This window comes from Stenotrophomonas maltophilia, assembly GCF_006974125.1.
GTDB lineage: Bacteria > Pseudomonadota > Gammaproteobacteria > Xanthomonadales > Xanthomonadaceae > Stenotrophomonas > Stenotrophomonas maltophilia_O.
On sequence record NZ_CP037858.1, the window covers coordinates 2,948,642 to 2,972,673 of the forward strand.

Below are 24,032 nucleotides of genomic sequence, written 5' to 3' on the forward strand. Positions count from 1 at the left end.
CAATGCAGGGGCGTCGCCAAGAGGCCCAAGGCACCAGGTTTTGATCCTGGCATTCGTAGGTTCGAATCCTACCGCCCCTGCCAATAGCGGCTGTGTCCGCGCCTTCCAGCGCATTGCCTGCGCGGGACGTGGAAACAGCCGCGGTGTTGTCAGCAGCAAGGGTCCATCAGGGTCCTTGCCGACTCCGGATCCCCGCCACTCGTCCCCGCCCGAGACAATCATGATGCAAGAGTCCCCGAACCTGCTGGTCTTTTCCGGCAACGCCAACAAACGTCTGGCGCAGAACATCTGCAAGGAACTGGGGGTTCGCCCGGGCAAGGCGCTGGTCTCGCACTTCTCCGATGGTGAAGTGCAGGTGGAGATCGAAGAGAACGTCCGCAAGCAGGACGTGTTCGTGATCCAGCCGACCTGCGCGCCGAGCGCGGAAAACCTGATGGAACTGCTGGTGCTGATCGACGCGCTCAAGCGCGCATCGGTGGCCAGCGTGACCGCCGTGGTGCCGTACTTCGGCTACTCGCGCCAGGATCGCCGCATGCGTTCCTCGCGCGTGCCGATCACCGCCAAGCTGGCGGCCAAGATGTTCAGCACCGCTGGCGCTGATCGCGTGCTGACCGTCGACCTGCACGCCGACCAGATCCAGGGCTTCTTCGATATTCCGGTGGACAACGTGTATGCGTCCCCGCTGCTGCTGGCCGACATCTGGCGCGCCTACGGCACCGAGAACCTGATCGTCGTCTCGCCGGACGTGGGCGGCGTGGTCCGCGCCCGTGCCGTGGCCAAGCGCCTGGATGACGCCGACCTGGCGATCATCGACAAGCGCCGCCCGCGCGCCAACGTCTCCACCGTGATGAACATCATCGGTGACGTCGAAGGCAAGACCTGCGTGATGGTCGATGACATCGTCGACACCGCCGGCACCCTGTGCGCCGCTGCCGCTGCCCTGAAGGCGCGCGGTGCGCTCAAGGTCGCCGCCTACTGCACCCATGCGGTGCTGTCGGGCCCGGCAGTGGACAACATCACCAATTCCCAGCTCGACGAGCTGGTGGTGACCGACACCATCCCGTTGAAGGACGCGGCGCGGGTGTGCAGCAAGATCCGCCAGCTGAGCGTGGCGGAAATGCTGGCCGAAACGATGCGCCGCATCGCCTTCGGCGAGTCGGTCAGCTCGCTGTACGTCGACTGAGTTTTTCGCCCCCGCCGGCAACGGCGGGGGCATACCCCGGGTGCTTCTGGTCGCGGAAGCATCTTCAACCGCCACGCCGCAAGGCGAGGCAACAACCTGAGTAGTCGAAAATGTCGAAGACCCATGAAATCAAGGTCACCAAGCGTGAACTGCAGCGTAAGGGTGCGAGCCGCCGCCTGCGTCACGCTGGTGTGATCCCGGCCATCGTGTACGGCGGCAACGCCGAGCCGGTCGCCATCAGCCTGGACCACAACGAAATCTGGCTGGCCCAGCAGAACGAGTGGTTCTATGCCTCGATCCTGGACCTGAACCTGGACGGCCAGGTGCAGAAGGTCCTGCTGCGTGACATGCAGCGCCACCCGTACAAGCAGCTGATCATGCACCTGGACTTCCAGCGCGTGAACGAGAACGAAGCCCTGACCGCTTCGGTCCCGCTGCACTTCATCAACGAAGACACCTCGCCGGCTGGCAAGGCTGCCGACGTCGTGGTCGCCCACGAACTGAAGGAAGTGACCATCAGCTGCCTGCCGAAGGACCTGCCGGAGTCGATCGAAGTCGACCTGGGCGAGCTGAAGGCCGGTGACATCGTCTACCTGTCCGACATCAAGCTGCCGAAGGGCGTGGAAATCCCGGCCCTGGCGCTGGGCAAGGACCACGACGACGCCATCGTCACCGCCAAGGCCGGCAAGGTCGACGCGGCTGACGAAGAAGCGGCTGCCGCCGAGTAATACCGCTACGGTGCCTGCCTCCGGGCAGGCACCGTGTTGGAAGGAACCATGGCAGGACTGCGACTGATCGTCGGTCTGGGCAATCCCGGATCGGAACACGCCCGGACCCGGCACAATGCCGGGTTTCATTTCGTTGAGGCCCTGGCGGAAAAAGCCGGTGCGCGATGGAATGTGGACAGCAAGCTGTTCGGCGAGACCGCCAAGGTCGAGATCGCCGGGCAGACGGTGTGGCTGCTCAAGCCCGCCACCTTCATGAATCTCAGCGGCAAGTCGGTCACCGCCGCACAGCGGTTCTGGAAGATCGAGCCGGAAGAAACCCTGCTGGCCCACGACGAACTGGACCTGGCGCCCGGCGTGGCGCGGCTGAAGTTCGACGGTGGCCACGGCGGACAGAACGGCCTGCGCGACACCATCCGCCTGCTCGGCCACGGCAAGTTCCACCGCCTGCGCGTGGGCATCGGCCACCCCGGCCACAAGGACCGCGTGGTGGGTTGGGTGCTCGGCCGCCCGTCGAAGGACGACGACGTGCTGATCGCGCGCGCCATCGACGATGCGATCGACGTCATGCCGCTGGCGGTACAAGGCGATTTCAGCGAAGCGATGAAGCGGCTGCACACCCCGAAATGAATGGTAGGTACCGACCGTTGGTCGGTACGGAGAATGATTGGAAAAGCAGCGCCCAGGTCGCTGTTTCCCCAATCACTTTCACCCCAGAGAGCTGTCACCCATGGGTATCAAATGCGGCATCGTCGGCCTGCCCAACGTCGGCAAGTCGACCCTGTTCAATGCGCTGACCAAGGCGGGTATCGCCGCGGCGAACTTCCCGTTCTGCACCATCGAGCCGAACGTCGGCATCGTGCCGGTGCCGGATCCGCGCCTGAACGAGCTGGCAGCGATCATCAACCCGCAGAAGGTCATCCCGACCGCGGTCGAGTTCGTCGACATCGCCGGTCTGGTGGCCGGTGCCGCCAGCGGTGAAGGTCTGGGCAACAAGTTCCTGGCGCACATCCGCGAAGTCGATGCGATCACCCACGTGGTGCGCTGCTTCGAGCACGGCGACATCGTGCACGTGGCCGGCAAGGTCGATCCGATCTCGGACATCGAAACCATTGATACCGAGCTGGCGCTGGCCGACCTGGACAGCGTCGAGAAGGCACTGAACCGTGCCGAACGCGCAGCCAAGGGTGGCGACAAGGATGCAGTGGCGCGCAAGCCGGTGCTGGCCAAGCTGCAGGCCGCGCTGTCGGACGGCAAGGCTGGACGTTCGGTGGGCCTGGACGAAGAAGAGAAGGCGCTGGTCCGTGACCTGTTCCTGCTCACTCTGAAGCCGGTGATGTACATCGCCAACGTGCTGGAAGACGGCTTCGAGAACAACCCGCACCTGGAGGCCGTGCGCGCGCACGCCGCCGCCGAAGGCGCGCAGGTGGTGCCGGTGTCGGCCGCGATCGAAGAAGAGCTGTCCCAGCTCGACGACGAAGACCGCGATACCTTCCTGGCCGATCTGGGCCTGAGCGAGCCGGGCCTGAACCGCGTGATCAACGCGGCATACAGCCTGCTGGGCCTGCAGACCTACTTCACCGCTGGAGTGAAGGAAGTCCGCGCGTGGACCGTGCGCAAGGGCGCCACCGCCCCGCAGGCTGCCGCAGTCATCCACACCGACTTCGAGAAGGGCTTCATCCGCGCCGAAACCATCGCGTATGACGACTTCATCAAGTACAAGGGCGAAGCCGGCGCCAAGGAAGCCGGTCGCCTGCGCCTGGAAGGCAAGGAATACCGGGTGCAGGAAGGCGACATCCTGCACTTCCGCTTCAACGTCTGATCCTGCGGCAGCGGATCGACCCTGGACGCCCCGCCTTGCGCGGGGCGTTCGCGTTTCCGGTGATGGACAAAAAAACACCACGTTGCGAAACGCTTGCGGTGTGATGTTCGCCGGCACTTGTCCACAGCAAACTCCCATCGCTCTCCACGCCGGATGTGGAAAACCGCGTAGCGTCCTGTGGAGCCGAGCCCATGTTCGGCTGATCCCCGGCTCGGGCTCGGCTCTACAGGGCTACCCGTGCAGCGTGGACAAATTTTCACCACGCCCTGAAACGCCTGCGGTGCAATGCTCGCGCCCACTTGTCCACACCAAGTTCCCATCGCTTTCCACGCGGGGTGTGGAAAACAATTGCAGGCGTGGACAAAAACTCACCACGCCCGGAGACGCCTGCACCGCAACGCTCGAACCCACTTGTCCACACCAAGTTCCCATCACTCTCCACGCGTGGTGTGGAAAACCCCGGGTGGCCCGCTCTGGTAGTCGCCCACCTTGGTGGGCGCGCGGCGAAACAGTGCCCACCAAGGTGGGCATCTACCAGGTGCGGCGTGCCCTTACAGCGCGCTGCCGCCGAACTTGTGGGTGTACTGCAGGTTGATGGTGCGGCCGACGCTGTCGAACCAGGACACGTCGTAGTACGGGTACGCGGTGTAGGTGGCGTCCTTCGGCGGCATCTTGTTGAACACGTTGACCACCGACAGCGACAGGCGCGAATGGTCGTCGAAGCGGTACTGCACCGACGCGTTGTAGCGGTAGGTCGCCTTCACGTATGGGCTGTCACCGCTTTCCCAGTCGAACGACTGGTCGTAGTTGTCCGAGGTCGGCAGCTTGCCCAGGCGCGAACCGTAGACCGTGGCCGACCACGCGTCCTTCTCCCAGGTCACGCTCAGGCTGGTCTTGGTGCGCGGGATGTCGAATCCGCTGTTGACCGCGAACTGGTCCAGGGTCGGATCGCCGGGGTAGCGCTGGAAATCGTGCTTCTTCACCCAGGTGTGGGTGCCATTGAGGATGAAGTCGCCGATGCCGGTCTGCAGGCGGTAGCGCAGGCCGACGTCGATGCCGGAGGTGGACTCGCGGGCGACGTTGATCGGGGCCACGCGCACGCCGTACAGGCGGCCATCGCTGGTGCGGGTGATGCGGTCGAGCGCATCCACGCAGGTCGGCGAGCTGATGTCGGCAGTGCCGAGCCGGCAGTTCGCTTCGTTGGCCAGGATGGTGCGCACATCCATGTCCTGAACCTGCTTGCGCATGTCGATGTCGAACCAGTCCACCGACAGGTCCAGGCCGATCGCCGGCGACCAGACGAAGCCAGCGCTCCACGAGGTGCTGGTTTCCGGGTCGAGCTGGCGGTTGCCGGTACGGCTGCGGATCAGGTTGCGCTCGTAGTCGGAGCAGTCGCTGGCGCCGTCGGCACGGCAGCTGTACAGGTCCTCTGCAGTGGTCTCGTCATTGCCGGGGCCGGCGAACACGTAGTGCAGGTCCGGTGCGCGGAACGCCGTGCCATACGAACCACGTACCAGCAGGGTGTCGATCGGGCGCCATTCCAGGCCGCCGCTCCAGGTCGCCTTGCCGATGGTGTGGCCCGAATAGCGATACTGGTCGTAACGGCCGGCCACGCTCAGGTTGACCGTCTCGTGCAGCGGCATGCGCAGCTCGGCGGCGGTCGCCCAGCGGTTGCGCGAGCCCTGGCCGTCCGAATCCTTCCAGCTGTAGTAGTAATACTGGGTGGCCAGCGGATCGGGATTCAGCGCGTAGGCCTGCTGGCCCACTTCCACGGTCGCGGCGAAACCGGCATCACCGCCCGGCAGGCCGAACAGCGCCGAGTTGGTCAGGGTGAACGCTGCCGTCTCGGTGCGCGACTTCGGCGAATAGGTGGTGCGTGCGGCAATCGAATCGTACTCGGCGCGGGTCAGCGGCCGGTACAGCCGCGACGGATCCGCGTTGTAGATCGGGAAGCCATCATCATCCACACCCAGCTGCGGGCCCAGGAACAGGTCATTGGCCTTGGCGGCGATGATCTGCGCCCAGCTGATCCGCGACTGGTACTGCGAGTGGCTCAGGGCCGCTTCGTAGTCCCAGTTGCCAATCAGGTTGCCCTTGAAGCCGGTGGTCACGCTGAAGGTTTTCTGCGTGCTGCGTACCATCGCATTGCGCAGGCCGCCCATCTCCTCGGGCGAGAACTGGCGCTGCCAGAACTCGATCTCGCCGGTGGCCTGGTTGTTGAAGTAGCCCGACTCGTCGCCGCTGGCATCCATCCGGCCCCATTTGGTGACATCGCGCATCAGCGACATCGTGTGGTAGCCCAGCTGCACGTCGGCAAACCACTGCTGGCCATTGTCGAAGTCGTAGCTCAGCGATGCGTAGCCGTTCGCACCACGACGCTTGCTGAGGATGGTGCCGTAGCCGATCGACGCGTCGCTGCCGCAGTAGTAACCGTACTTCGGACGGTAGGCGCGGTAGGTGCTGCCCTGGTTCTGCCCGGCCAGGGCTTCGCAGGTGGCGGCACCCGGGTCCAGGTAGTTGTCGTCGTAGTCGGTGCGCAGATAAGCGCGGCGCGCGATGCGCGAACCCTCGGTGGGGCCGTCCTGGGTCGAATCCTGGATGTCGCGCTCATAGGCCCACAGCGGGGTCTGCGACTGCAGCTCTACGCTGTACACGGCGTTGAAGTTGCCGCGGCTGAAGCCGCTGGCCAGGCTCATGTCGAACGACTCGCCACCGCCTTCGCTGGTGGTGCCCATGCGCATGTCGATGGTGGTGCCGTCGGCCTTTTTCTTCAGGATGAAGTTGACCACGCCGGCGATCGCGTCCGAACCGTAGATGGCCGAGGCGCTGCCGGTCAGCACTTCGATGCGCTCGATCATCCCCAGCGGGATGTTGGAGACATCGGTGAAGTTGCTGCGGCCCTTGAACGGCATCGGGAAGTCGGCGATGCGGCGGCCATTGACCAGCACCAGCGTGTGGTTCGGGCCCAGCCCGCGCAGGTCCACCTGCTGGGCGCCCGGCGAGAAGTCGGCGCCACTGGAAGACTGCTGGCTCTGCGTCTCACCGCCGTTCTGGGTCATCGCACGCAACACGTCCGGCACGCTGGTGAAACCACTAGAGCGGATCTGCTCGGCATTGATCACCGTGATCGGAGCGGGGCCTTCCACCTGGGCGCGCGGAATGCGCGAGCCGGTGACCTGCACCGCGTCCAGCTGTTGAACCGAAGAGGAAGCCGGTGCCTGGGCCGCCGCGGAAGCAGCCACGCCCATCAACGCCAGCTGGATCGACCACGCCATCGCCTGTCTACGCATGAGGAATTCTCAAAAATGATGCCGGCCCGCAGAGGAGGGGCCCTGTCCCCCATTCAGATTTCTGGAATGGGCGCGCGCATTTAACGCCTTTTTTATGTCCTTGACTACTGGGTCCCTATCTGGCAAAGAGTGAAAACGCTTGCAAGTCGATTTTGTTCAGGGAGATCAAGATGCGACGCCTCGACCGGACCCTGCGTAGCCCCTTCGCCTGGCTGGCGCTGCTGGTGCTGGCCTGGCCATTGGCCACGCCCGCGCAGGACCTGCAGGGCCCGGGCTTTGCCTACTACGAAGTCGGCGATCTGGAGGCCCCGCGCCCCGGGCCGCGCGCGCCGGCGATGATGCTGATGGGCGGTGGCGAGTGGGTGCCGGACGCCTTCCAGTGGTGGCTGAAGCAGGCCGGCAATGGCCGTGTGCTGATCCTGCGTGCCTCTGGCGGCGACGAACTGCAGGACCGCCTGTACCGCGAGATCGGCGGCACCACCGCAGTGCAGACCCTGGTCTTCGACAGCCGTCGCGGTGCCGACGATCCGGCAGTGCTGCGGGTGGTCGCCGCCGCTGATGCCATCTTCATTGCCGGCGGCGACCAGTCGCGCTACATCCGCTTCTGGAAGGGCACCGCACTCAACCGCGCGCTCAACGCCCACGTGCGCGCCGGCAAGCCGATCGCCGGTACCAGCGCTGGCCTGGCGATCCTCGGCGGCTATGCCTATGGCGCCATGGATGGCGGCAGCATCACCTCCGCCGGTGCGCTGGCCGACCCGATGGGCAGTGCGGTGACCATGGACAGCGGCTTCCTGCAGATGCCCTACCTGCAGCGCGTGGTCACCGACACCCATTTCGACAAGCGTGACCGGCTTGGTCGCCTGATCGTGTTCGTGGCACGCGCCGCGCAGGACAGCGGCGACCCCGACATCGTCGGTATCGGCGTCGACGAGGACACCGCCCTCTGCGTCGAACCGGATGGCCAGGCCCAGGTCTACAGTGCCGACGGCGAGGGCAAGGTCTGGGTGGTCAGCCCCGGGCGTGATGCGGACCGCCTGGTCGAAGGTGAGCCGTTGCGCTTCCATGCAGTGCCGGTGACGGTGGTCGCCAGTGGCAGCCGCATGCGCCTGGACGATTTCCAGGCCGAGGCCGACTACCAGGCGGTGGCCGACGTCAGCGACGGCGAGATGGAGTTCACGCTTCGGTAGTGCCGGCCGCTGGCCGGCAACTCGCCTTTCCCGATACGCCCCCTGCCGGCCAGCGGTCGGCACTACCCTGCAATCCATTCCCTCGTTCTGCTGGAGACGTACCCGATGAAACTGCGCCTGGCGCTGTCCGCGCTGCTGTCACTGCCTTTGCTCGCCCAGGCCGCACCGGCCCCTGCGCCGCTGCTGGTCATCCACGGCGGTGCCGGCGTCGAGCGCAAGGACCTGTCGCCGGCCGAAGAGAAGGCGGCGCGCGAGGCGCTGCGGGCCGCCCTGTTGAAGGGCCATGCCGAGCTGGCCGCCGGCCGTCCCGCGCTGGCCGCGGTCACTGCCGCGATCACCGTGCTCGAGGATGACCCCACCTTCAATGCCGGCAAGGGCGCCGTGTTCACCCACGATGGCCGCAATGAACTGGACGCGGCGGTGATGGATGGTGCGACACAGTCGGCCGGCGCGGTGGCCGGCGTGCAGCGGGTGCGCAATCCGATCCTGCTGGCGCAGACCGTGATGCAGAAATCCAGGCACGTGATGATGGTCGGGCAGGGCGCCGAGGCGTTCGCGGTGGAGCAGGGCATCACCCTGGTCGATCCGTCGTACTTCCGCACCGACAAGCGCTGGCAGCAGCTGCAGCGTGCACTGAAGGAAGAGGCCAGCGGCCAGGCGCATGCCGATCTGGAGACCGCAAAGCATTTCGGGACCGTCGGTGCAGTCGCATTGGATGCACAGGGGCAGCTGGCCGCCGGCACCTCCACTGGCGGCATGACCAACAAGCGCTACGGCCGGGTGGGTGACTCGCCGATCATCGGTGCCGGTACCTGGGCCGACGCGCGCTGCGCGGTGTCCGGCACCGGCTGGGGCGAGTACTACATCCGCACCGCGGCCGCGCACGAGATCTGCGCGCGCATGCGTTACCAGGGGCAGAGCCCGGAGCAGGCCGGCAAGGGCGTGATCAACGAGACGATCCCGCAGATGGGCGGCGATGGCGGTGCGATCGTGCTCGCCGCAGATGGAAAAATGGCCACGCCGTTCAACACCCTGGGCATGTATCGGGGCTGGATCGGCGCCGACGGTGTGCCTCATGTCGCTATTTTCGCCAACGAGACCCTGCCGGTCCCCGGGCAATAACCTTGCGTATCAATGGGTTTGCGACAACGTGTGAAAAAGATGGAAAAAAGCGTTGACAGGCCCCCGTCCCATCAGCAGAATAAGCGGCTCACCACCACACACCGCAACGCTTCGGCGGCAGCGGGATGGGGTGGTAAGGAGGGATACCCAAGCGGCCAACGGGGGCAGACTGTAAATCTGCTGGCTTACGCCTTCGGTGGTTCGAATCCACCTCCCTCCACCAGTTTCACGTTGTGACATTCCCGGCGCGGGAGTAGTTCAATGGTAGAACCTCAGCCTTCCAAGCTGATGGTGCGGGTTCGATTCCCGTCTCCCGCTCCATTGAATGAACTTTGAATATTATCGAGTTCATGTCATAATGCAAAACTCGGCTCACGTAGCTCAGTCGGTAGAGCACTTCCTTGGTAAGGAAGAGGTCGAAGGTTCGATTCCTTTCGTGAGCACCATCTTAAGCATCACCTCTCAGACGAATTCGAGATAAGCAGCCATGGCCAAGGGTAAGTTCGAGCGCACCAAGCCGCACGTCAACGTCGGCACCATCGGTCACGTCGACCACGGCAAGACCACGCTGACCGCCGCACTGACCAAGATCGGTGCCGAGCGCTTCGGTGGCGAGTTCAAGGACTACTCCTCGATCGACGCCGCGCCGGAAGAAAAGGCTCGTGGCATCACGATCTCGACCGCGCACGTCGAATACGAATCCCCGGTCCGTCACTACGCCCACGTGGATTGCCCGGGCCACGCTGACTACGTCAAGAACATGATCACCGGTGCCGCCCAGATGGACGGCGCGATCCTGGTGTGCTCGGCCGCTGACGGCCCGATGCCGCAGACCCGCGAGCACATCCTGCTGTCGCGCCAGGTCGGCGTGCCGTACATCGTCGTGTTCCTGAACAAGGCCGACATGGTTGACGACGCCGAGCTGCTCGAGCTGGTCGAGATGGAAGTGCGCGAGCTGCTGAGCAAGTACGACTTCCCGGGCGACGACACCCCGATCATCGCCGGTTCGGCCCGTCTGGCGCTGGAAGGCGACCAGAGCGACATCGGCGTGCCGGCCATCCTGAAGCTGGTCGATGCCCTGGACAGCTGGATCCCGGAGCCGGAGCGCGCGATCGACAAGCCGTTCCTGATGCCGGTGGAAGACGTGTTCTCGATCTCGGGCCGCGGCACCGTGGTGACCGGTCGTATCGAGCGCGGCGTGATCAAGGTTGGCGACGAAATCGAAATCGTCGGCATCCGTCCGGTGCAGAAGACCACCGTGACCGGCGTTGAAATGTTCCGCAAGCTGCTGGACCAGGGTCAGGCAGGCGACAACGCTGGCCTGCTGCTGCGCGGCACCAAGCGTGACGACGTCGAGCGTGGCCAGGTCCTGGCCAAGCCGGGTTCGATCAAGCCGCACACCAAGTTCGAGGGCGAAGTCTACGTCCTGTCGAAGGACGAGGGCGGCCGTCACACCCCGTTCTTCAACGGCTACCGTCCGCAGTTCTACTTCCGCACCACCGACATCACCGGCGCAGCTGCTCTGCCGGAAGGCGTCGAAATGGTGATGCCGGGTGACAACGTCAAGATGGTCGTCACCCTGATCAACCCGGTGGCAATGGACGAAGGCCTGCGCTTCGCCATCCGCGAAGGTGGCCGTACCGTCGGCGCCGGCGTGGTCTCGAAGATCATCGAGTAAGCCTGCAGTACCGGTGGTTGCATAGCGCCGCCGGTTACGCGAATGGCGGGCCGGGAACCTCGGTCCGCCTTCGCCGTCTAAGGGAAGGCAAGTTTCAAAACGTACGCCAGTAGCTCAATTGGCAGAGCAGCGGTCTCCAAAACCGCAGGTTGGGGGTTCGAGTCCCTCCTGGCGTGCCATCTGCCCACCTTATCCAGCGGCCTGGGCCGCTAAAGCAGACACAGCCTGATGAATAGCAAGATCGAACACTCCAAGGACAACTCCGCCAACGGTGGGGATATCGTCAAGTATGTCGCCGCATCGCTGCTGGTGCTGGCCGGTCTGTTCGTCTGGTTCTGGTTCTCCGCCGACTCCGGTCGCGCAACCCAGCTGGGTGCGTGGGCGGGTCAGCTGCGTGCGTTGGCGGTCGTGGTCGGTCTGGTTGGCGGTATCGGCGTGTTCATGCTGACCGGCAAGGGGCGCGACACCCGCGAATTCCTCTCCGAGTCGCGCTTCGAACTGCGCAAGGTGGTCTGGCCGACGCGCCAGGAAGCCATCCGCATGACCTGGGTCGTGATGGTGGTGGTGACCATTCTCAGTCTGTTGCTGGGTGGGTTCGATTACGTCATTCAGTGGCTGGTTCAGTTGTTCCTGAGCCGCTAAGGAGAATTGCATGAAGCGTTGGTACGTCGTTCACGCCTATTCGGGCTTCGAGAAGTCGGTGGCGCAGGCTCTGCGCGATCGCATCGTCCGTGACGGCATGGAAGAGCGCTTCGGCGATGTCCTGGTCCCGACCGAAGAAGTGGTCGAGATGCGCGCTGGCCAGAAGCGCCGTTCCGAGCGCAAGTTCTTCCCGGGCTATGTGCTGGTCCAGATCGAGACCCACGAAGAAGCCGGTATTCCGCGCATCGATAACGAAAGCTGGCACCTGGTCAAGGAAACCCCGCGCGTGATGGGCTTCATCGGCGGTACTGCCGACCGCCCGCTGCCGATCGCCGATTCCGAGGCCGAGGCCATCCTGAATCGCGTTCAGGAAGGTGTCGAGAAGCCGCGTCCGAAGGTGCTGTTCGAGCCGGGCCAGATGGTCCGTGTCACCGACGGCCCGTTCAACGATTTCAATGGCGTCGTCGAAGAAGTCAACTACGAGAAGAGCCGTCTGCGCGTCTCGGTGCTGATCTTCGGTCGTGCCACCCCGGTCGAGCTCGAGTTCGGCCAGGTCGAAAAGGCCGTCTGACCTGTCCTGTAGAGTCGAGCTATGCTCGACTCCGGGGGCTGGATGGTGTGGTAGTCGAGCAAGGCTCGACGCTGCAAAGGGAGCCGGGCCTTGCCCGGTTTCTTCCGTTTACGTGCCGCTTCAGGCATGTGAAGAAAAAACCTGATATAGTGCGCGGCTCCCCGCTGGGAAGCCAGCAGGACGAGGCCGCCGCAAGGTGGCCTTCAGCATGATTTCAAAACGCGATGCCGGGACGCGTGATTCCCGGTCCGATGGGGAGCCTGTTGTCGAAAGGCGCTAGCACCCGGAGAGCATACTCATGGCAAAGAAAGTTGTCGGTTACATCAAGCTGCAGGTGAAGGCCGGTCAGGCCAACCCCTCGCCGCCGGTCGGTCCTGCGCTGGGTCAGCGCGGCCTGAACATCATGGAATTCTGCAAGGCGTTCAACGCTGCCACGCAGAAGCTCGAGCCGGGTCTGCCGGTTCCGGTGATCATCACGGCCTACTCGGACCGTACGTTCACCTTCATCACCAAGAGCACCCCGGCCACCACCCTGCTGAAGAAGGCCGCTGGCATCTCGTCGGGCTCCAAGCGCCCGAACACCGAGAAGGTCGGCAAGGTCACCCGTAAGCAGCTGGAAGAGATCGCCAAGGCGAAGGAACCGGATCTGACTGCCGCCGATCTGGACGCCGCCGTGCGTACCATCGCTGGCTCTGCCCGTTCCATGGGCCTCGTGGTGGAGGGTTAATAAGATGGCACAGACCAAGCGTGAGAAGGCCATCAAGGCCGCCGTCGTTCCGGGCAAGGCATACGCCTTCGAGGACGCGATCAACATCCTGAAGAGCGCCGCCAAGGCCAAGTTCGTCGAGTCGATCGACGTCGCTGTGCGCCTGGGCGTCGATGCGAAGAAGTCCGACCAGCAGGTCCGTGGCTCCACCGTGCTGCCGGCCGGTACCGGCAAGTCGGTCCGCGTCGCCGTGTTCGCTCCGGCCGGTGCCAAGGCTGACGAAGCCCTGGCCGCTGGCGCCGAAGCCGTCGGTATGGATGATCTGGCCGAGAAGATGCAGGCCGGCGATCTGAACTACGACGTCGTCATCGCGACCCCGGACGCCATGCGCGTCGTCGGTAAGCTGGGTACCGTGCTGGGCCCGCGCGGCCTGATGCCGAACCCGAAGGTCGGCACCGTTTCCCCGAACCCGGGTGAAGCCGTGAAGAACGCCAAGTCGGGTCAGGTCCGTTACCGCACCGACAAGGCCGGCATCATCCACTGCACCATCGGCAAGGCCGACTTCGCCGAAGACGCGCTGAAGTCGAACCTGACCGCGCTGCTGCTGGACCTGATCAAGGCCAAGCCGGCCACCTCGAAGGGCACCTACCTGCAGAAGGTTTCGGTCAGCTCGACGATGGGCCCGGGCGTCACCGTCGACCAGTCGTCGCTGACCCTGAAGTAATTGTTTCAAGCGGTCACGGTACCTTCGGTGCCGTGACCGTGACATTTGAAGGCATCGCTGGCAGTGCATCGCCCGCGGTAGCCGTCAAAGACCGCAGGCGCGGTCGTGGCACTACCGGCGACGGGCACGGAAGCTCGATCTGGCAAGGAGTCGCCGCCGGAGCAGTCATGAGCGCTTAATCGATTCCCCGGAATCACCCTGCGTAGATGGTGCCCTTCTGGAGTTTTTCTGGTTCACGCACGTCTGGGTTTCCCAGGTTGGCCCACTCCAGGTCTAGAACGGCCCACCCCCCGGAACATCATCCCGATGTTCCCGGCGTCCAGGACGGATGCCGCACAGGACCGCACACGGCAGGAGCCGTAAGCGGAGTTCAATAGGAGGAGTGCAATGGCTCTCAATCTGTCCCAGAAGCAAGAAGTAGTCGCCGAGCTGGCAGACGTCGCCGCCAAGGCCCACTCCTTGATCGCAGCCGAATACGCTGGCACCACGGTCGCCCAGATGACCGCGATGCGCAAGCAGGCTCGTGAAACCGGTGTTTTCTTGAAGGTTGTCAAGAACACCCTGGCTTCGCGCGCCGTTGAAGGCACCGAGTTCGCAGTCGCCCAGGACCAGATGGTTGGTCCGCTGCTGTACGCGTTCTCGCTCGAGGAGCCCGGCGCTGCCGGTCGCCTGATCAAGGAAGCCGCCAAGGGCAACGACAAGCTGAAGGCTAAGGTCGTCGCCATCGGTGGCGAAGTGTTCCCGGCAAGCCACGTCGACGTGCTGGCCTCGCTGCCGACCCGCGACCAGGCCCTGGCCATGCTGGCCCGCGTCCTGACCGAGCCGGTCACGATGTTTGCCCGCGCCATCAAGGCCGTTGGCGAGAAGCAGGGTGGTGGCGACGTCGCCGCCGACGCTGCCGAGCCGGCCGCCGAGACCGCCTGAGTTTCGACTTACCGTGGTTCCTGACGGAACCTCAACCCAGAAAATCATCCAAAGGTATTAATCATGTCCCTTACCAACGAACAGATCGTCGACGCCATCGCCGAGAAGTCCCTGATGGAAGTGATGGAGCTGGTCAAGGCCATCGAAGAGAAGTTCGGCGTCTCCGCCGCTGCTCCGGTTGCAGTGGCTGCTGCCGCTGGCCCGGCCGCTGCTGTTGAAGAGCAGACCGAGTTCACCGTCACCCTGAAGTCGGCCGGCGACAAGAAGGTCGAAGTCATCAAGGCCGTCCGTGCCATCACCGGCCTGGGCCTGAAGGAAGCGAAGGACCTGGCCGAAGCCGGTGGCGTCCTGAAGGATGCCGCTTCGAAGGAAGACGCCGAGAAGATGAAGAAGGACCTGGAAGCTGCTGGCGCGACTGTCGAAGTCAAGTAAGCAGTTACCTTGCATCGTCACCGATTCACGGCGATGCAGCCAAGGCTGGGGGCGTAAGCCCCCGGCCTTTGGTCGTTGTTGCGGTGTTGTGGATCCACGCTATGCGTGGATGTAATCGGTAGATCCACGCCATGCGTGGATGCAGGAAGCAGCAAAAAGCCCAACACGGGCTGCGGTCAGACCCCGGCAGGCCAGCGCAGAGCGCGGCAGCGGGGGAGTGGATGCAGACGAGTTGGCAGTTGGAAGTAGCGGGAGAAGGCGTGCTGGTGCCGGCAATACCAGCGACTTCCAACTGACAATTTCAAGTTCCCTTCGGATCGTGGGCGCACGATCCGCACAACAAGGTGGAAGACCTCATGACGTCCTATTCGTTCACCGAAAAAAAGCGTATCCGCAAGGATTTCGGCAAGCAGCGCTCGATTCTCGAAGTGCCGTTCCTGCTCGCCATCCAGGTGGATTCCTATCGTGAATTCCTGCAGGAAAACGTCGATCCGGCCAAGCGCACGGACCACGGCCTGCACGCTGCGCTGAAGTCGGTCTTCCCGATCGCCAGCTACAGCGGCAATGCTGCCCTGGAATACGTCGGCTACAAGCTGGGCGAGCCGGTCTTCGACGAGCGTGAGTGCCGCCAGCGTGGCATGAGCTACGGCGCCCCGCTGCGCGTGACCGTGCGCCTGGTGATCTACGACCGTGAGTCGTCGACCAAGGCCATCAAGTACGTGAAGGAGCAGGAGGTCTATCTGGGCGAAATCCCGCTGATGACCGAGAACGGCACCTTCATCGTCAACGGCACCGAGCGCGTCATCGTCTCGCAGCTGCACCGCTCGCCGGGCGTGTTCTTCGACCACGACCGTGGCAAGACCCACAGCTCGGGCAAGCTGCTGTACAGCGCCCGCATCATTCCCTACCGCGGCTCCTGGCTGGACTTCGAGTTCGACCCGAAGGACGCGCTGTTCACCCGTATCGACCGCCGCCGCAAGCTGCCGGTGTCGATCCTGCTGCGCGCGCTCGGCTACAGCAACGAAGAGATGCTGGCCGAGTTCTTCGAGATCAACACCTTCCACATCAACCCGGATGAAGGCGTCCAGCTGGAGCTGGTGCCGGAGCGCCTGCGTGGCGAAACCCTGGGCTTCGACCTCGCCGACGGCGACAAGGTCATCGTGGAAGCCGGCAAGCGCATCACCGCGCGCCACATCAAGCAGCTGGAAGCCTCGGGCATCGCCGCCCTGGCCGTGCCGGACGACTACATCGTCGGCCGCATCCTGTCGCACGACGTGGTCGATGCCTCGACCGGCGAACTGCTGGCGCAGGCCAACGACGAAATCAGCGACGAGCAGCTGCAGGCCTTCCGCAAGGCCGGTGTGGATGCCGTGGGCACCCTGTGGGTGAACGATCTGGATCGTGGCCCGTATCTGTCCAACACCCTGCGCATCGATCCGACCAAGACCCAGCTGGAAGCCCTGGTCGAGATCTACCGCATGATGCATCCGGGCGAGCCGCCGACCAAGGATGCTGCGCAGAACCTGTTCCACAACCTGTTCTTCACCTTCGAGCGCTACGACCTGTCCGCGGTCGGCCGCATGAAGTTCAACCGTCGCGTGGGCCGCAAGGAAACCACCGGCGAAGCCGTGCTGTACGACCGCAAGTACTACGGTGAGCGCAACGACGAAGAGTCCAAGCGCCTGGTCGCCGCCCATGGCGACAGCTCCGACATCCTGGACGTGATCAAGGTCCTGACCGAGATCCGCAACGGTCGCGGCGTGGTCGACGATATCGACCACCTGGGCAACCGTCGCGTGCGCTCGGTCGGTGAAATGGCCGAGAACGTGTTCCGCGTGGGCCTGGTCCGCGTCGAGCGCGCGGTCAAGGAGCGCCTGTCGATGGCCGAGTCGGAAGGCCTGACCCCGCAGGAGCTGATCAACGCCAAGCCGGTCGCCGCTGCCATCAAGGAGTTCTTTGGCTCCTCGCAGCTGTCGCAGTTCATGGACCAGAACAACCCGCTGTCGGAAGTGACCCACAAGCGTCGCGTCTCGGCCCTGGGCCCGGGCGGTCTGACCCGTGAGCGCGCCGGCTTCGAAGTGCGCGACGTGCACCCGACCCATTACGGCCGCGTCTGCACCATCGAAACCCCGGAAGGCCCGAACATCGGCCTGATCAACTCGCTGGCCGTGTACGCCCGCACCAACCAGTACGGTTTCCTCGAGACCCCGTACCGCAAGGTCGTGGACGGCAAGGTCTATGACGAAGTCGAGTTCCTGTCGGCCATCGAAGAAAACGAGTACGTCATTGCGCAGGCCAACGCCCTGACCAATGCCGACAGCGTGCTGACCGAGCAGTTCGTTCCGTGCCGCTTCCAGGGCGAATCGCTGCTGAAGCCGCCGGCGGAAGTCCACTTCATGGACGTCTCGCCGATGCAGACCGTGTCGATCGCGGCCGCGCTGGTTCCGTTCCTGGAGCACGATGACGCGAACCGTGCACTGATGGGCGCCAACATGCAGCGTCAGGCCGTGCCGACCCTGCGTGCGCAGAAGCCGCTGGTCGGTACCGGCATCGAGCGCGCCGTGGCGCGTGACTCCGGCGTGACCGTGAATGCCCGTCGTGGTGGCGAGATCGTGCAGATCGACGCCGCCCGCATCGTGGTCAAGGTCAACGAGGAAGAGATCGTTGGCGCCACCGACGCAGGCGTGGACATCTACAACCTGGTCAAGTACACCCGTTCGAACCAGAACACCTGCATCAACCAGCGTCCGCTGGTCCAGGTGGGTGACGTCATCGCCCGCGGCGACGTGCTGGCCGACGGTCCGTCCACCGACATCGGCGAACTGGCCCTGGGCCAGAACATGCTGATCGCGTTCATGCCGTGGAACGGCTACAACTTCGAAGACTCCATCCTGCTCTCCGAGCGCGTGGTGGAAGAGGATCGTTACACCACGATCCACATCGAAGAGCTGACCTGCGTTGCACGTGACACCAAGCTGGGGCCGGAGGAAATCTCCGCCGACATCCCGAACGTCTCCGAGCAGGCGCTGAACCGCCTGGACGAGAGCGGCGTGGTGTACATCGGTGCCGAAGTCCGCGCCGGCGACATCATGGTCGGCAAGGTCACGCCGAAGGGCGAAAGCCAGCTGACCCCGGAAGAGAAGCTGCTGCGCGCGATCTTCGGCGAGAAGGCTTCGGACGTTAAGGACAGCTCGCTGCGCGTTCCGCCGGGCATGGACGGCACCGTCATCGACGTGCAGGTCTTCACCCGCGACGGCATCGAGAAGGACAAGCGCGCCCGCCAGATCGAAGAGTCTGAAATCAAGCGCGTCAAGAAGGACTTCGACGACCAGTTCCGCATCCTGGAAGCCGCCATCTACATGCGTCTGCGTTCGCAGATCGTGGGCAAGGTGGTCAACGGTGGCGCTGGCCTGAAGAAGGGTGACGTGATCAGCGACGCCTTCCTGGACGGCCTGAAGAAGGCTGACTGGTTCGCCCTGCGCATGAAGGACGAGGACGCTTCGGAAGCCATCGAGCGCGCGCAGAAGCAGATCCAGGCGCACGAGAAGGAATTCGAGCGTCGCTTCGCCGACAAGCGCGGCAAGATCACCGCCGGTGACGACCTCGCCCCGGGCGTGCTGAAGATGGTCAAGGTGTTCCTGGCCGTGAAGCGCCGCATCCAGCCGGGTGACAAGATGGCAGGCCGCCACGGCAACAAGGGTGTGGTCTCCAACGTGGTGCCGGTCGAGGACATGCCGTACATGGCCTCGGGTGAAACCGTGGACATCGTGCTGAACCCGCTGGGCGTGCCGTCGCGTATGAACATCGGCCAGATCCTGGAAGTGCACCTGGGCTGGGCCGCAAAGGGCCTGGGCCGCAAGATCCAGGCGATGATGGAAGCCCAGGCGGCGGTTGCCGACCTGCGCAAGTTCCTGGACGACATCTACAACCACGACGACACCAACGTGGCCAACCGTGTCGACCTGTCGCAGTTCAGCGACGAGGAACTGCTGCGTCTGGCCCGTAACCTCACCGACGGCGTGCCGATGGCCACCCCGGTGTTCGACGGCGCCACCGAAGCGGAAATCAAGCGCATGCTGGAACTGGCCGACCTGCCGAGCAGTGGCCAGACCCAGCTGTATGACGGCCGCACCGGTGAAGCGTTCGATCGCCACACCACCGTCGGTTACATGCACTACCTGAAGCTGAACCACCTGGTCGACGACAAGATGCACGCCCGTTCGACCGGTCCGTACTCGCTCGTCACCCAGCAGCCGCTGGGCGGCAAGGCGCAGTTCGGCGGCCAGCGCTTCGGTGAAATGGAAGTCTGGGCGCTGGAAGCCTACGGCGCGGCCTACACCCTGCAGGAAATGCTGACGGTGAAGTCCGATGACGTGCAGGGCCGCAACCAGATGTACAAGAACATCGTCGACGGTGAGCACGAGATGGTCGCGGGCATGCCGGAATCCTTCAACGTGCTCGTGAAGGAAATCCGCTCGCTGGCCATCAACATGGAACTGGAAGACAACTGATCCATGCCGGCGCGGCGGTCAACGCCGCCGCGCCGCTGGCAGTCAACTGAAAGCCCATCGACACAGCATTCCTCCTTCTGGAGAACACCATGAAAGACCTGCTCAACCTCTTCAACCAGCAGCGCCAGACGCTGGACTTCGACGCGATCAAGATCGCGCTGGCCTCGCCGGACCTGATCCGTTCGTGGTCCTTCGGCGAAGTGAAGAAGCCGGAAACCATCAATTACCGTACCTTCAAGCCGGAACGCGACGGCCTGTTCTGCGCCGCCATCTTCGGCCCGGTGAAGGACTACGAGTGCCTGTGCGGCAAGTACAAGCGCATGAAGCACCGCGGCGTGGTCTGCGAGAAGTGCGGCACCGAAGTGACCCTGGCCAAGGTGCGTCGTGAGCGCATGGGCCACATCGACCTGGCCTCGCCGGTCGCGCACATCTGGTTCCTGAAGTCGCTGCCGTCGCGCATCGGCCTGATGCTGGACATGACCCTGCGCGACATCGAGCGCGTGCTGTACTTCGAAGCCTACGTGGTGACCGAGCCGGGCCTGACCGCCCTGGAGCGCCGCCAGCTGCTGACCGAAGAACAGTACCTGCAGGCCCGCCAGGAGCACGGTGACGACTTCGACGCCGCCATGGGCGCCGAGGCCGTGTACGAACTGCTGCGCACGATCGACCTGCAGTCGGAAATGACCCGCCTGCGCGAGGAAATTGCCGCTACCGGTTCGGAAACCAAGCTCAAGCGCCTCACCAAGCGCATCAAGCTGATCGAAGCCTTCCTGGAATCGGGCAACCGTCCGGAATGGATGGTCATGACCGTGCTGCCGGTGCTGCCGCCGGACCTGCGTCCGCTGGTCCCGCTGGATGGCGGCCGCTTCGCGACCTCCGACCTGAACGACCTGTACCGCCGCGTCATCAACCGTAACAACCGCCTGCGCCGCCTGCTCGAACTGAGCGCGCCGGACATCATCGTGCGCAATGAAAAGCGCATGCTGCAGGAATCGGTCGATGCGCTGCTGGACAACGGCCGTCGTGGCCGTGCCATCACCGGCACCAACAAGCGCCCGCTGAAGTCGCTGGCCGACATGATCAAGGGCAAGCAGGGTCGCTTCCGCCAGAACCTGCTGGGCAAGCGCGTCGACTACTCGGGCCGTTCGGTCATCGTGGTCGGTCCGTACCTGCGCCTGCACCAGTGCGGCCTGCCGAAGAAGATGGCGCTTGAGCTGTTCAAGCCGTTCGTCTTCGCCAAGCTGCAGCGTCGTGGCCTGGCCACCACCATCAAGGCCGCCAAGAAGCTGGTCGAGCGCGAAGAAGCCGAAGTCTGGGACATCCTGGAAGAGGTCATCCGCGAGCATCCGGTGATGCTGAACCGTGCGCCGACCCTGCACCGCCTGGGTATCCAGGCGTTCGAGCCGGTGCTGATCGAAGGCAAGGCCATCCAGCTGCACCCGCTGGTCTGCACCGCGTTCAACGCCGACTTCGACGGTGACCAGATGGCCGTCCACGTGCCGCTCTCGCTGGAAGCCCAGCTGGAAGCGCGTGCGCTGATGATGTCGACCAACAACATCCTGTCGCCGGCCAACGGCGAGCCGATCATCGTGCCGTCGCAGGACGTCGTGCTGGGTCTGTACTACATGACCCGCTCGCTGGAAAACAAGAAGGGCGAGGGCATGGCCTTTGCCAACATCGCGGAAGTCAAGCGCGCCTACGACAACCGCGTGGTGGAACTGCACGCGCGCGTCAAGGTCCGCATCACCGAGGTGGTGACCGACGAGGACGGCATCAAGCAGAACAAGACCTCGATCGTGGACACCACGATCGGTCGCGCCCTGCTGGCTGAAATCCTGCCGGAAGGCCTGCCGTTCGCGCTGGCCAACACCGAGCTGACCAAGAAGAACATCAGCCGCCTGATCAACTCCAGCTACCGCCAGCTGGGTCTGAAGGACACGGTCGTGTTCGCCGACAAGCTGATGTACACCGGCTTCGCCTACGCGACCCGCGCCGGCGTCTCGATCGGCATCGACGACATGCTGATCCCGGACGAGAAGAAGGGCATCCTCACCGAGGCCGAAGCCGAAGTGCTGGAAATCCAGGAGCAGTACCAGTCGGGTCTGGTCACCGCCGGCGAGCGCTACAACAAGGTGGTCGACATCTGGTCGCGCACCAACGAGCGCATCGCCAAGGCGATGATGGACACCATCGGTACCGAGAAGGTGGTCAATGCCAAGGGTGAGACCATCGACCAGAAGTCGATGAACTCGCTGTACATCATGGCCGACTCCGGTGCGCGTGGTTCGCAGGCGCAGATCCGTCAGCTGGCCGGCATGCGTGGCCTGATGGCGCGTCCGGACGGCTCGATCATCGAGACGCCCATCAAGGCGAACTTCCGCGAAGGCCTGAACGTGCAGGAGTACTTCAACTCCACCCACGGTGCCCGTAAGGGTCTGGCCGATACCGCGCTGAAGACCGCGAACTCGGGTTACCTGACCCGTCGTCTGGTCGACGTCGCGCAGGACGTGGTGATCACCGAGGTGGATTGCGGTACCACCGAAGGCCTGATCATGACCCCGATCGTGGAAGGCGGCGACGTGGTCGAGCCGCTGAAGGACCGCGTGCTGGGTCGCGTGGTTGCCGAGGACGTGTTCCTGCCGGGCAACGACGAAGATCCGATCGTCACCCGCAACACCCTGCTGGACGAAGCCTGGGTCGCCAAGCTGGAAGATGCCGGCGTGCAGACCATCAAGGTCCGCTCGACCATCTCCTGCGAATCGGCCTTCGGCGTCTGCTCGCGCTGCTACGGCCGCGATCTGGCCCGTGGCCACCTGGTCAACATCGGTGAAGCGGTCGGCGTCATCGCCGCCCAGTCCATCGGTGAGCCGGGTACCCAGCTGACCATGCGTACGTTCCACATCGGTGGTGCGGCGTCGCGAGCCGCTGCGGTCGACAACATCACCGTCAAGACCACCGGCTCGGTGAAGTTCAGCAACCTCAAGTCGGTCGAGCATGCCAACGGCTCGCTGGTGGCAGTGTCGCGCTCGGGCGAAATCTCGGTGCTCGATGCCCACGGCCGTGAGCGTGAGCGTTACAAGCTGCCGTACGGTGCGACCATCACGTCCAAGGACGGTGATGCGATCAAGGCTGGCCAGACCGTGGCCAACTGGGATCCGCATAACCACCCGATCGTGTCGGAAGTGGCCGGCTTCATCCGCTTCATCGACTTCGTCGACGGCATCACCGTCATCGAGAAGACCGACGAGCTGACCGGCCTCGCTTCGCGCGAAATCACCGATCCGAAGCGTCGTGGTACCCAGGCCAAGGATCTGCGCCCGATCGTGCGCATCGTCGACGCCAAGGGCAACGACCTGTCGATCCCGGGCACCGATCTGCCGGCGCAGTACCTGCTGCCGCCGCGTTCGATCGTCAACCTGCAGGACGGCGCTGCCGTCGGCGTGGGTGACGTGGTCGCCAAGATCCCGCAGGAAGCGTCGAAGACCCGCGACATCACCGGTGGTCTGCCGCGCGTGGCCGACCTGTTCGAAGCGCGCAAGCCGAAGGATCCGGCGGTGCTGGCCGAGCGTTCGGGCATCATCAGCTTCGGCAAGGACACCAAGGGCAAGCAGCGCCTGATCATCAAGGACACCGATGGTTCGGAGCACGAAGAGCTGATTCCGAAGTACCGCCAGGTCATCGTGTTCGAAGGCGAGCATGTCACCAAGGGTGAAACCATCGTGGACGGCGAACCGAGCCCGCAGGACATCCTGCGCCTGCTGGGTGTCGAACCGCTGGCTGCCTACCTGGTGAAGGAAATCCAGGACGTGTACCGCCTGCAGGGCGTGAAGATCAACGACAAGCACATCGAGGTGATCACCCGCCAGATGCTGCGCAAGGTCGAGATCACCGACCAGGGCAGCAGCAAGTTCCTGAACGGTGAACAGGTGGAGCGTCAGCGCGTTATCGAGGAGAATGCGCGCCTGTCGACCCGCAACGAGCTGCCGGCGCACTTCGATCCGGTCCTGCTGGGTATCACCAAGGCCTCGCTGGCGACCGAATCGTTCATCTCGGCCGCGTCGTTCCAGGAAACCACCCGCGTGCTGACCGAAGCGGCCGTCCGCGGCACCTCGGACAACCTGCGTGGCCTGAAGGAAAACGTCATCGTGGGTCGCCTGATTCCGGCCGGTACCGGCCTGGCGTACCACAGCAACCGCCGTCGCGGCGCTTCCGGTCTCACCGAGTCGGAAATGCAGACCCTGGCCGGCACCCCGGCTGCAGTCGAGGCTCCGGCCGTTGAAGCTGAAGCTGAACAGGTGTCTGGCGAAGAATGAGTTATCCGGTCCGGCCGCAAGGCCGGACCATCCCGTCGGTTCATCGACGGGTAGGGAAAGGGCAGGGGGATCGTCCGCGATCCTCCCCGCCAACCTGAACGGGGTACATGGAGGCCCCCCAGTAACGTTCCAGGATCAGGAACGGGCTTGACAGGAGGCGTTTGACTGCTTTCCTGGCAGGTTGCTACAATCGTCTGTC

The 24,032-nt window shown here is 64.2% G+C and carries 16 protein-coding genes and 5 tRNA genes; 20 read left to right on the plus strand and 1 reads right to left on the minus strand.

What is annotated here, in order from left to right; genetic code table 11:
• The first annotated feature begins 6 nt into the window (after nt 1-6).
• From EZ304_RS13340 to ychF, 5 genes are all read left to right on the plus strand, one after another.
• Nucleotides 7-83 (plus strand) — tRNA-Gln (locus tag EZ304_RS13340).
• A 140-nt stretch (nt 84-223) separates the two neighbouring features.
• Complete coding sequence (locus EZ304_RS13345) at nt 224-1,183, plus strand: ribose-phosphate diphosphokinase (RefSeq protein WP_005415400.1); 960 nt, start codon at nt 224-226, stop codon at nt 1,181-1,183.
• Between the two features lie 110 nt (nt 1,184-1,293).
• Entirely contained in the window at nt 1,294-1,911 is a 618-nt protein-coding gene (locus EZ304_RS13350) for a 50S ribosomal protein L25/general stress protein Ctc (protein ID WP_099551243.1), read from the plus strand.
• A gap of 48 nt (nt 1,912-1,959) precedes the next feature.
• Nucleotides 1,960-2,538: an aminoacyl-tRNA hydrolase gene (gene pth, locus EZ304_RS13355; protein ID WP_008268208.1), complete on the plus strand. Its 579-nt coding sequence runs from the start codon at nt 1,960-1,962 to the stop codon at nt 2,536-2,538.
• Between the two features lie 100 nt (nt 2,539-2,638).
• Nucleotides 2,639-3,730: a redox-regulated ATPase YchF gene (ychF, locus tag EZ304_RS13360; RefSeq protein WP_142807309.1), complete on the plus strand. Its 1,092-nt coding sequence runs from the start codon at nt 2,639-2,641 to the stop codon at nt 3,728-3,730.
• 551 nt (nt 3,731-4,281) lie between these two features.
• On the opposite strand, the gene EZ304_RS13365 is transcribed toward ychF, so the two are convergent.
• On the minus strand, nt 4,282-7,020 hold the full coding sequence (locus tag EZ304_RS13365) for a TonB-dependent receptor plug domain-containing protein (RefSeq protein ID WP_142807310.1): 2,739 nt from the start codon (nt 7,018-7,020) through the stop codon (nt 4,282-4,284).
• A gap of 170 nt (nt 7,021-7,190) precedes the next feature.
• Here EZ304_RS13365 and EZ304_RS13370 point away from each other — a divergent pair, with 170 nt between their 5' ends.
• From EZ304_RS13370 to rpoC, 15 genes are all read left to right on the plus strand, one after another.
• Nucleotides 7,191-8,210, plus strand: coding sequence for a cyanophycinase (locus EZ304_RS13370; RefSeq protein ID WP_099551251.1), 1,020 nt, complete (start codon nt 7,191-7,193; stop codon nt 8,208-8,210).
• Between the two features lie 105 nt (nt 8,211-8,315).
• A complete protein-coding gene (locus tag EZ304_RS13375) occupies nt 8,316-9,332 on the plus strand; it encodes an isoaspartyl peptidase/L-asparaginase family protein (RefSeq protein ID WP_142807311.1) in 1,017 nt (338 codons plus the stop codon).
• Between the two features lie 137 nt (nt 9,333-9,469).
• Nucleotides 9,470-9,555 (plus strand) — tRNA-Tyr (locus EZ304_RS13380).
• A 24-nt stretch (nt 9,556-9,579) separates the two neighbouring features.
• A tRNA-Gly gene (locus EZ304_RS13385) sits at nt 9,580-9,653 on the plus strand.
• A 49-nt stretch (nt 9,654-9,702) separates the two neighbouring features.
• Nucleotides 9,703-9,778: transfer RNA gene (locus EZ304_RS13390), tRNA-Thr, on the plus strand.
• Nucleotides 9,779-9,819: 41 nt separating this feature from the next.
• A complete protein-coding gene (gene tuf / locus EZ304_RS13395) occupies nt 9,820-11,010 on the plus strand; it encodes an elongation factor Tu (protein WP_004154360.1) in 1,191 nt (396 codons plus the stop codon).
• Between the two features lie 103 nt (nt 11,011-11,113).
• Nucleotides 11,114-11,189 (plus strand) — tRNA-Trp (locus tag EZ304_RS13400).
• A gap of 49 nt (nt 11,190-11,238) precedes the next feature.
• The gene (gene secE, locus EZ304_RS13405; protein ID WP_005408202.1) at nt 11,239-11,652 is read left to right on the plus strand and encodes a preprotein translocase subunit SecE; all 414 of its coding nucleotides are present in this window, start codon (nt 11,239-11,241) and stop codon (nt 11,650-11,652) included.
• Nucleotides 11,653-11,662: 10 nt separating this feature from the next.
• Nucleotides 11,663-12,223, plus strand: coding sequence for a transcription termination/antitermination protein NusG (nusG, locus tag EZ304_RS13410; RefSeq protein WP_004154362.1), 561 nt, complete (start codon nt 11,663-11,665; stop codon nt 12,221-12,223).
• A gap of 298 nt (nt 12,224-12,521) precedes the next feature.
• The gene (gene rplK / locus EZ304_RS13415; RefSeq protein ID WP_004145248.1) at nt 12,522-12,950 is read left to right on the plus strand and encodes a 50S ribosomal protein L11; all 429 of its coding nucleotides are present in this window, start codon (nt 12,522-12,524) and stop codon (nt 12,948-12,950) included.
• A 4-nt stretch (nt 12,951-12,954) separates the two neighbouring features.
• Entirely contained in the window at nt 12,955-13,653 is a 699-nt protein-coding gene (gene rplA, locus EZ304_RS13420) for a 50S ribosomal protein L1 (protein ID WP_142807312.1), read from the plus strand.
• Nucleotides 13,654-14,040: 387 nt separating this feature from the next.
• On the plus strand, nt 14,041-14,577 hold the full coding sequence (gene rplJ, locus EZ304_RS13430; protein ID WP_005408203.1) for a 50S ribosomal protein L10: 537 nt from the start codon (nt 14,041-14,043) through the stop codon (nt 14,575-14,577).
• 63 nt (nt 14,578-14,640) lie between these two features.
• A complete protein-coding gene (gene rplL, locus EZ304_RS13435; protein WP_099551233.1) occupies nt 14,641-15,009 on the plus strand; it encodes a 50S ribosomal protein L7/L12 in 369 nt (122 codons plus the stop codon).
• Between the two features lie 356 nt (nt 15,010-15,365).
• Entirely contained in the window at nt 15,366-19,520 is a 4,155-nt protein-coding gene (rpoB, locus tag EZ304_RS13440) for a DNA-directed RNA polymerase subunit beta (protein ID WP_142807313.1), read from the plus strand.
• Nucleotides 19,521-19,609: 89 nt separating this feature from the next.
• On the plus strand, nt 19,610-23,833 hold the full coding sequence (rpoC, locus tag EZ304_RS13445) for a DNA-directed RNA polymerase subunit beta' (protein WP_099551231.1): 4,224 nt from the start codon (nt 19,610-19,612) through the stop codon (nt 23,831-23,833).
• Nucleotides 23,834-24,032: the final 199 nt, after the last annotated feature.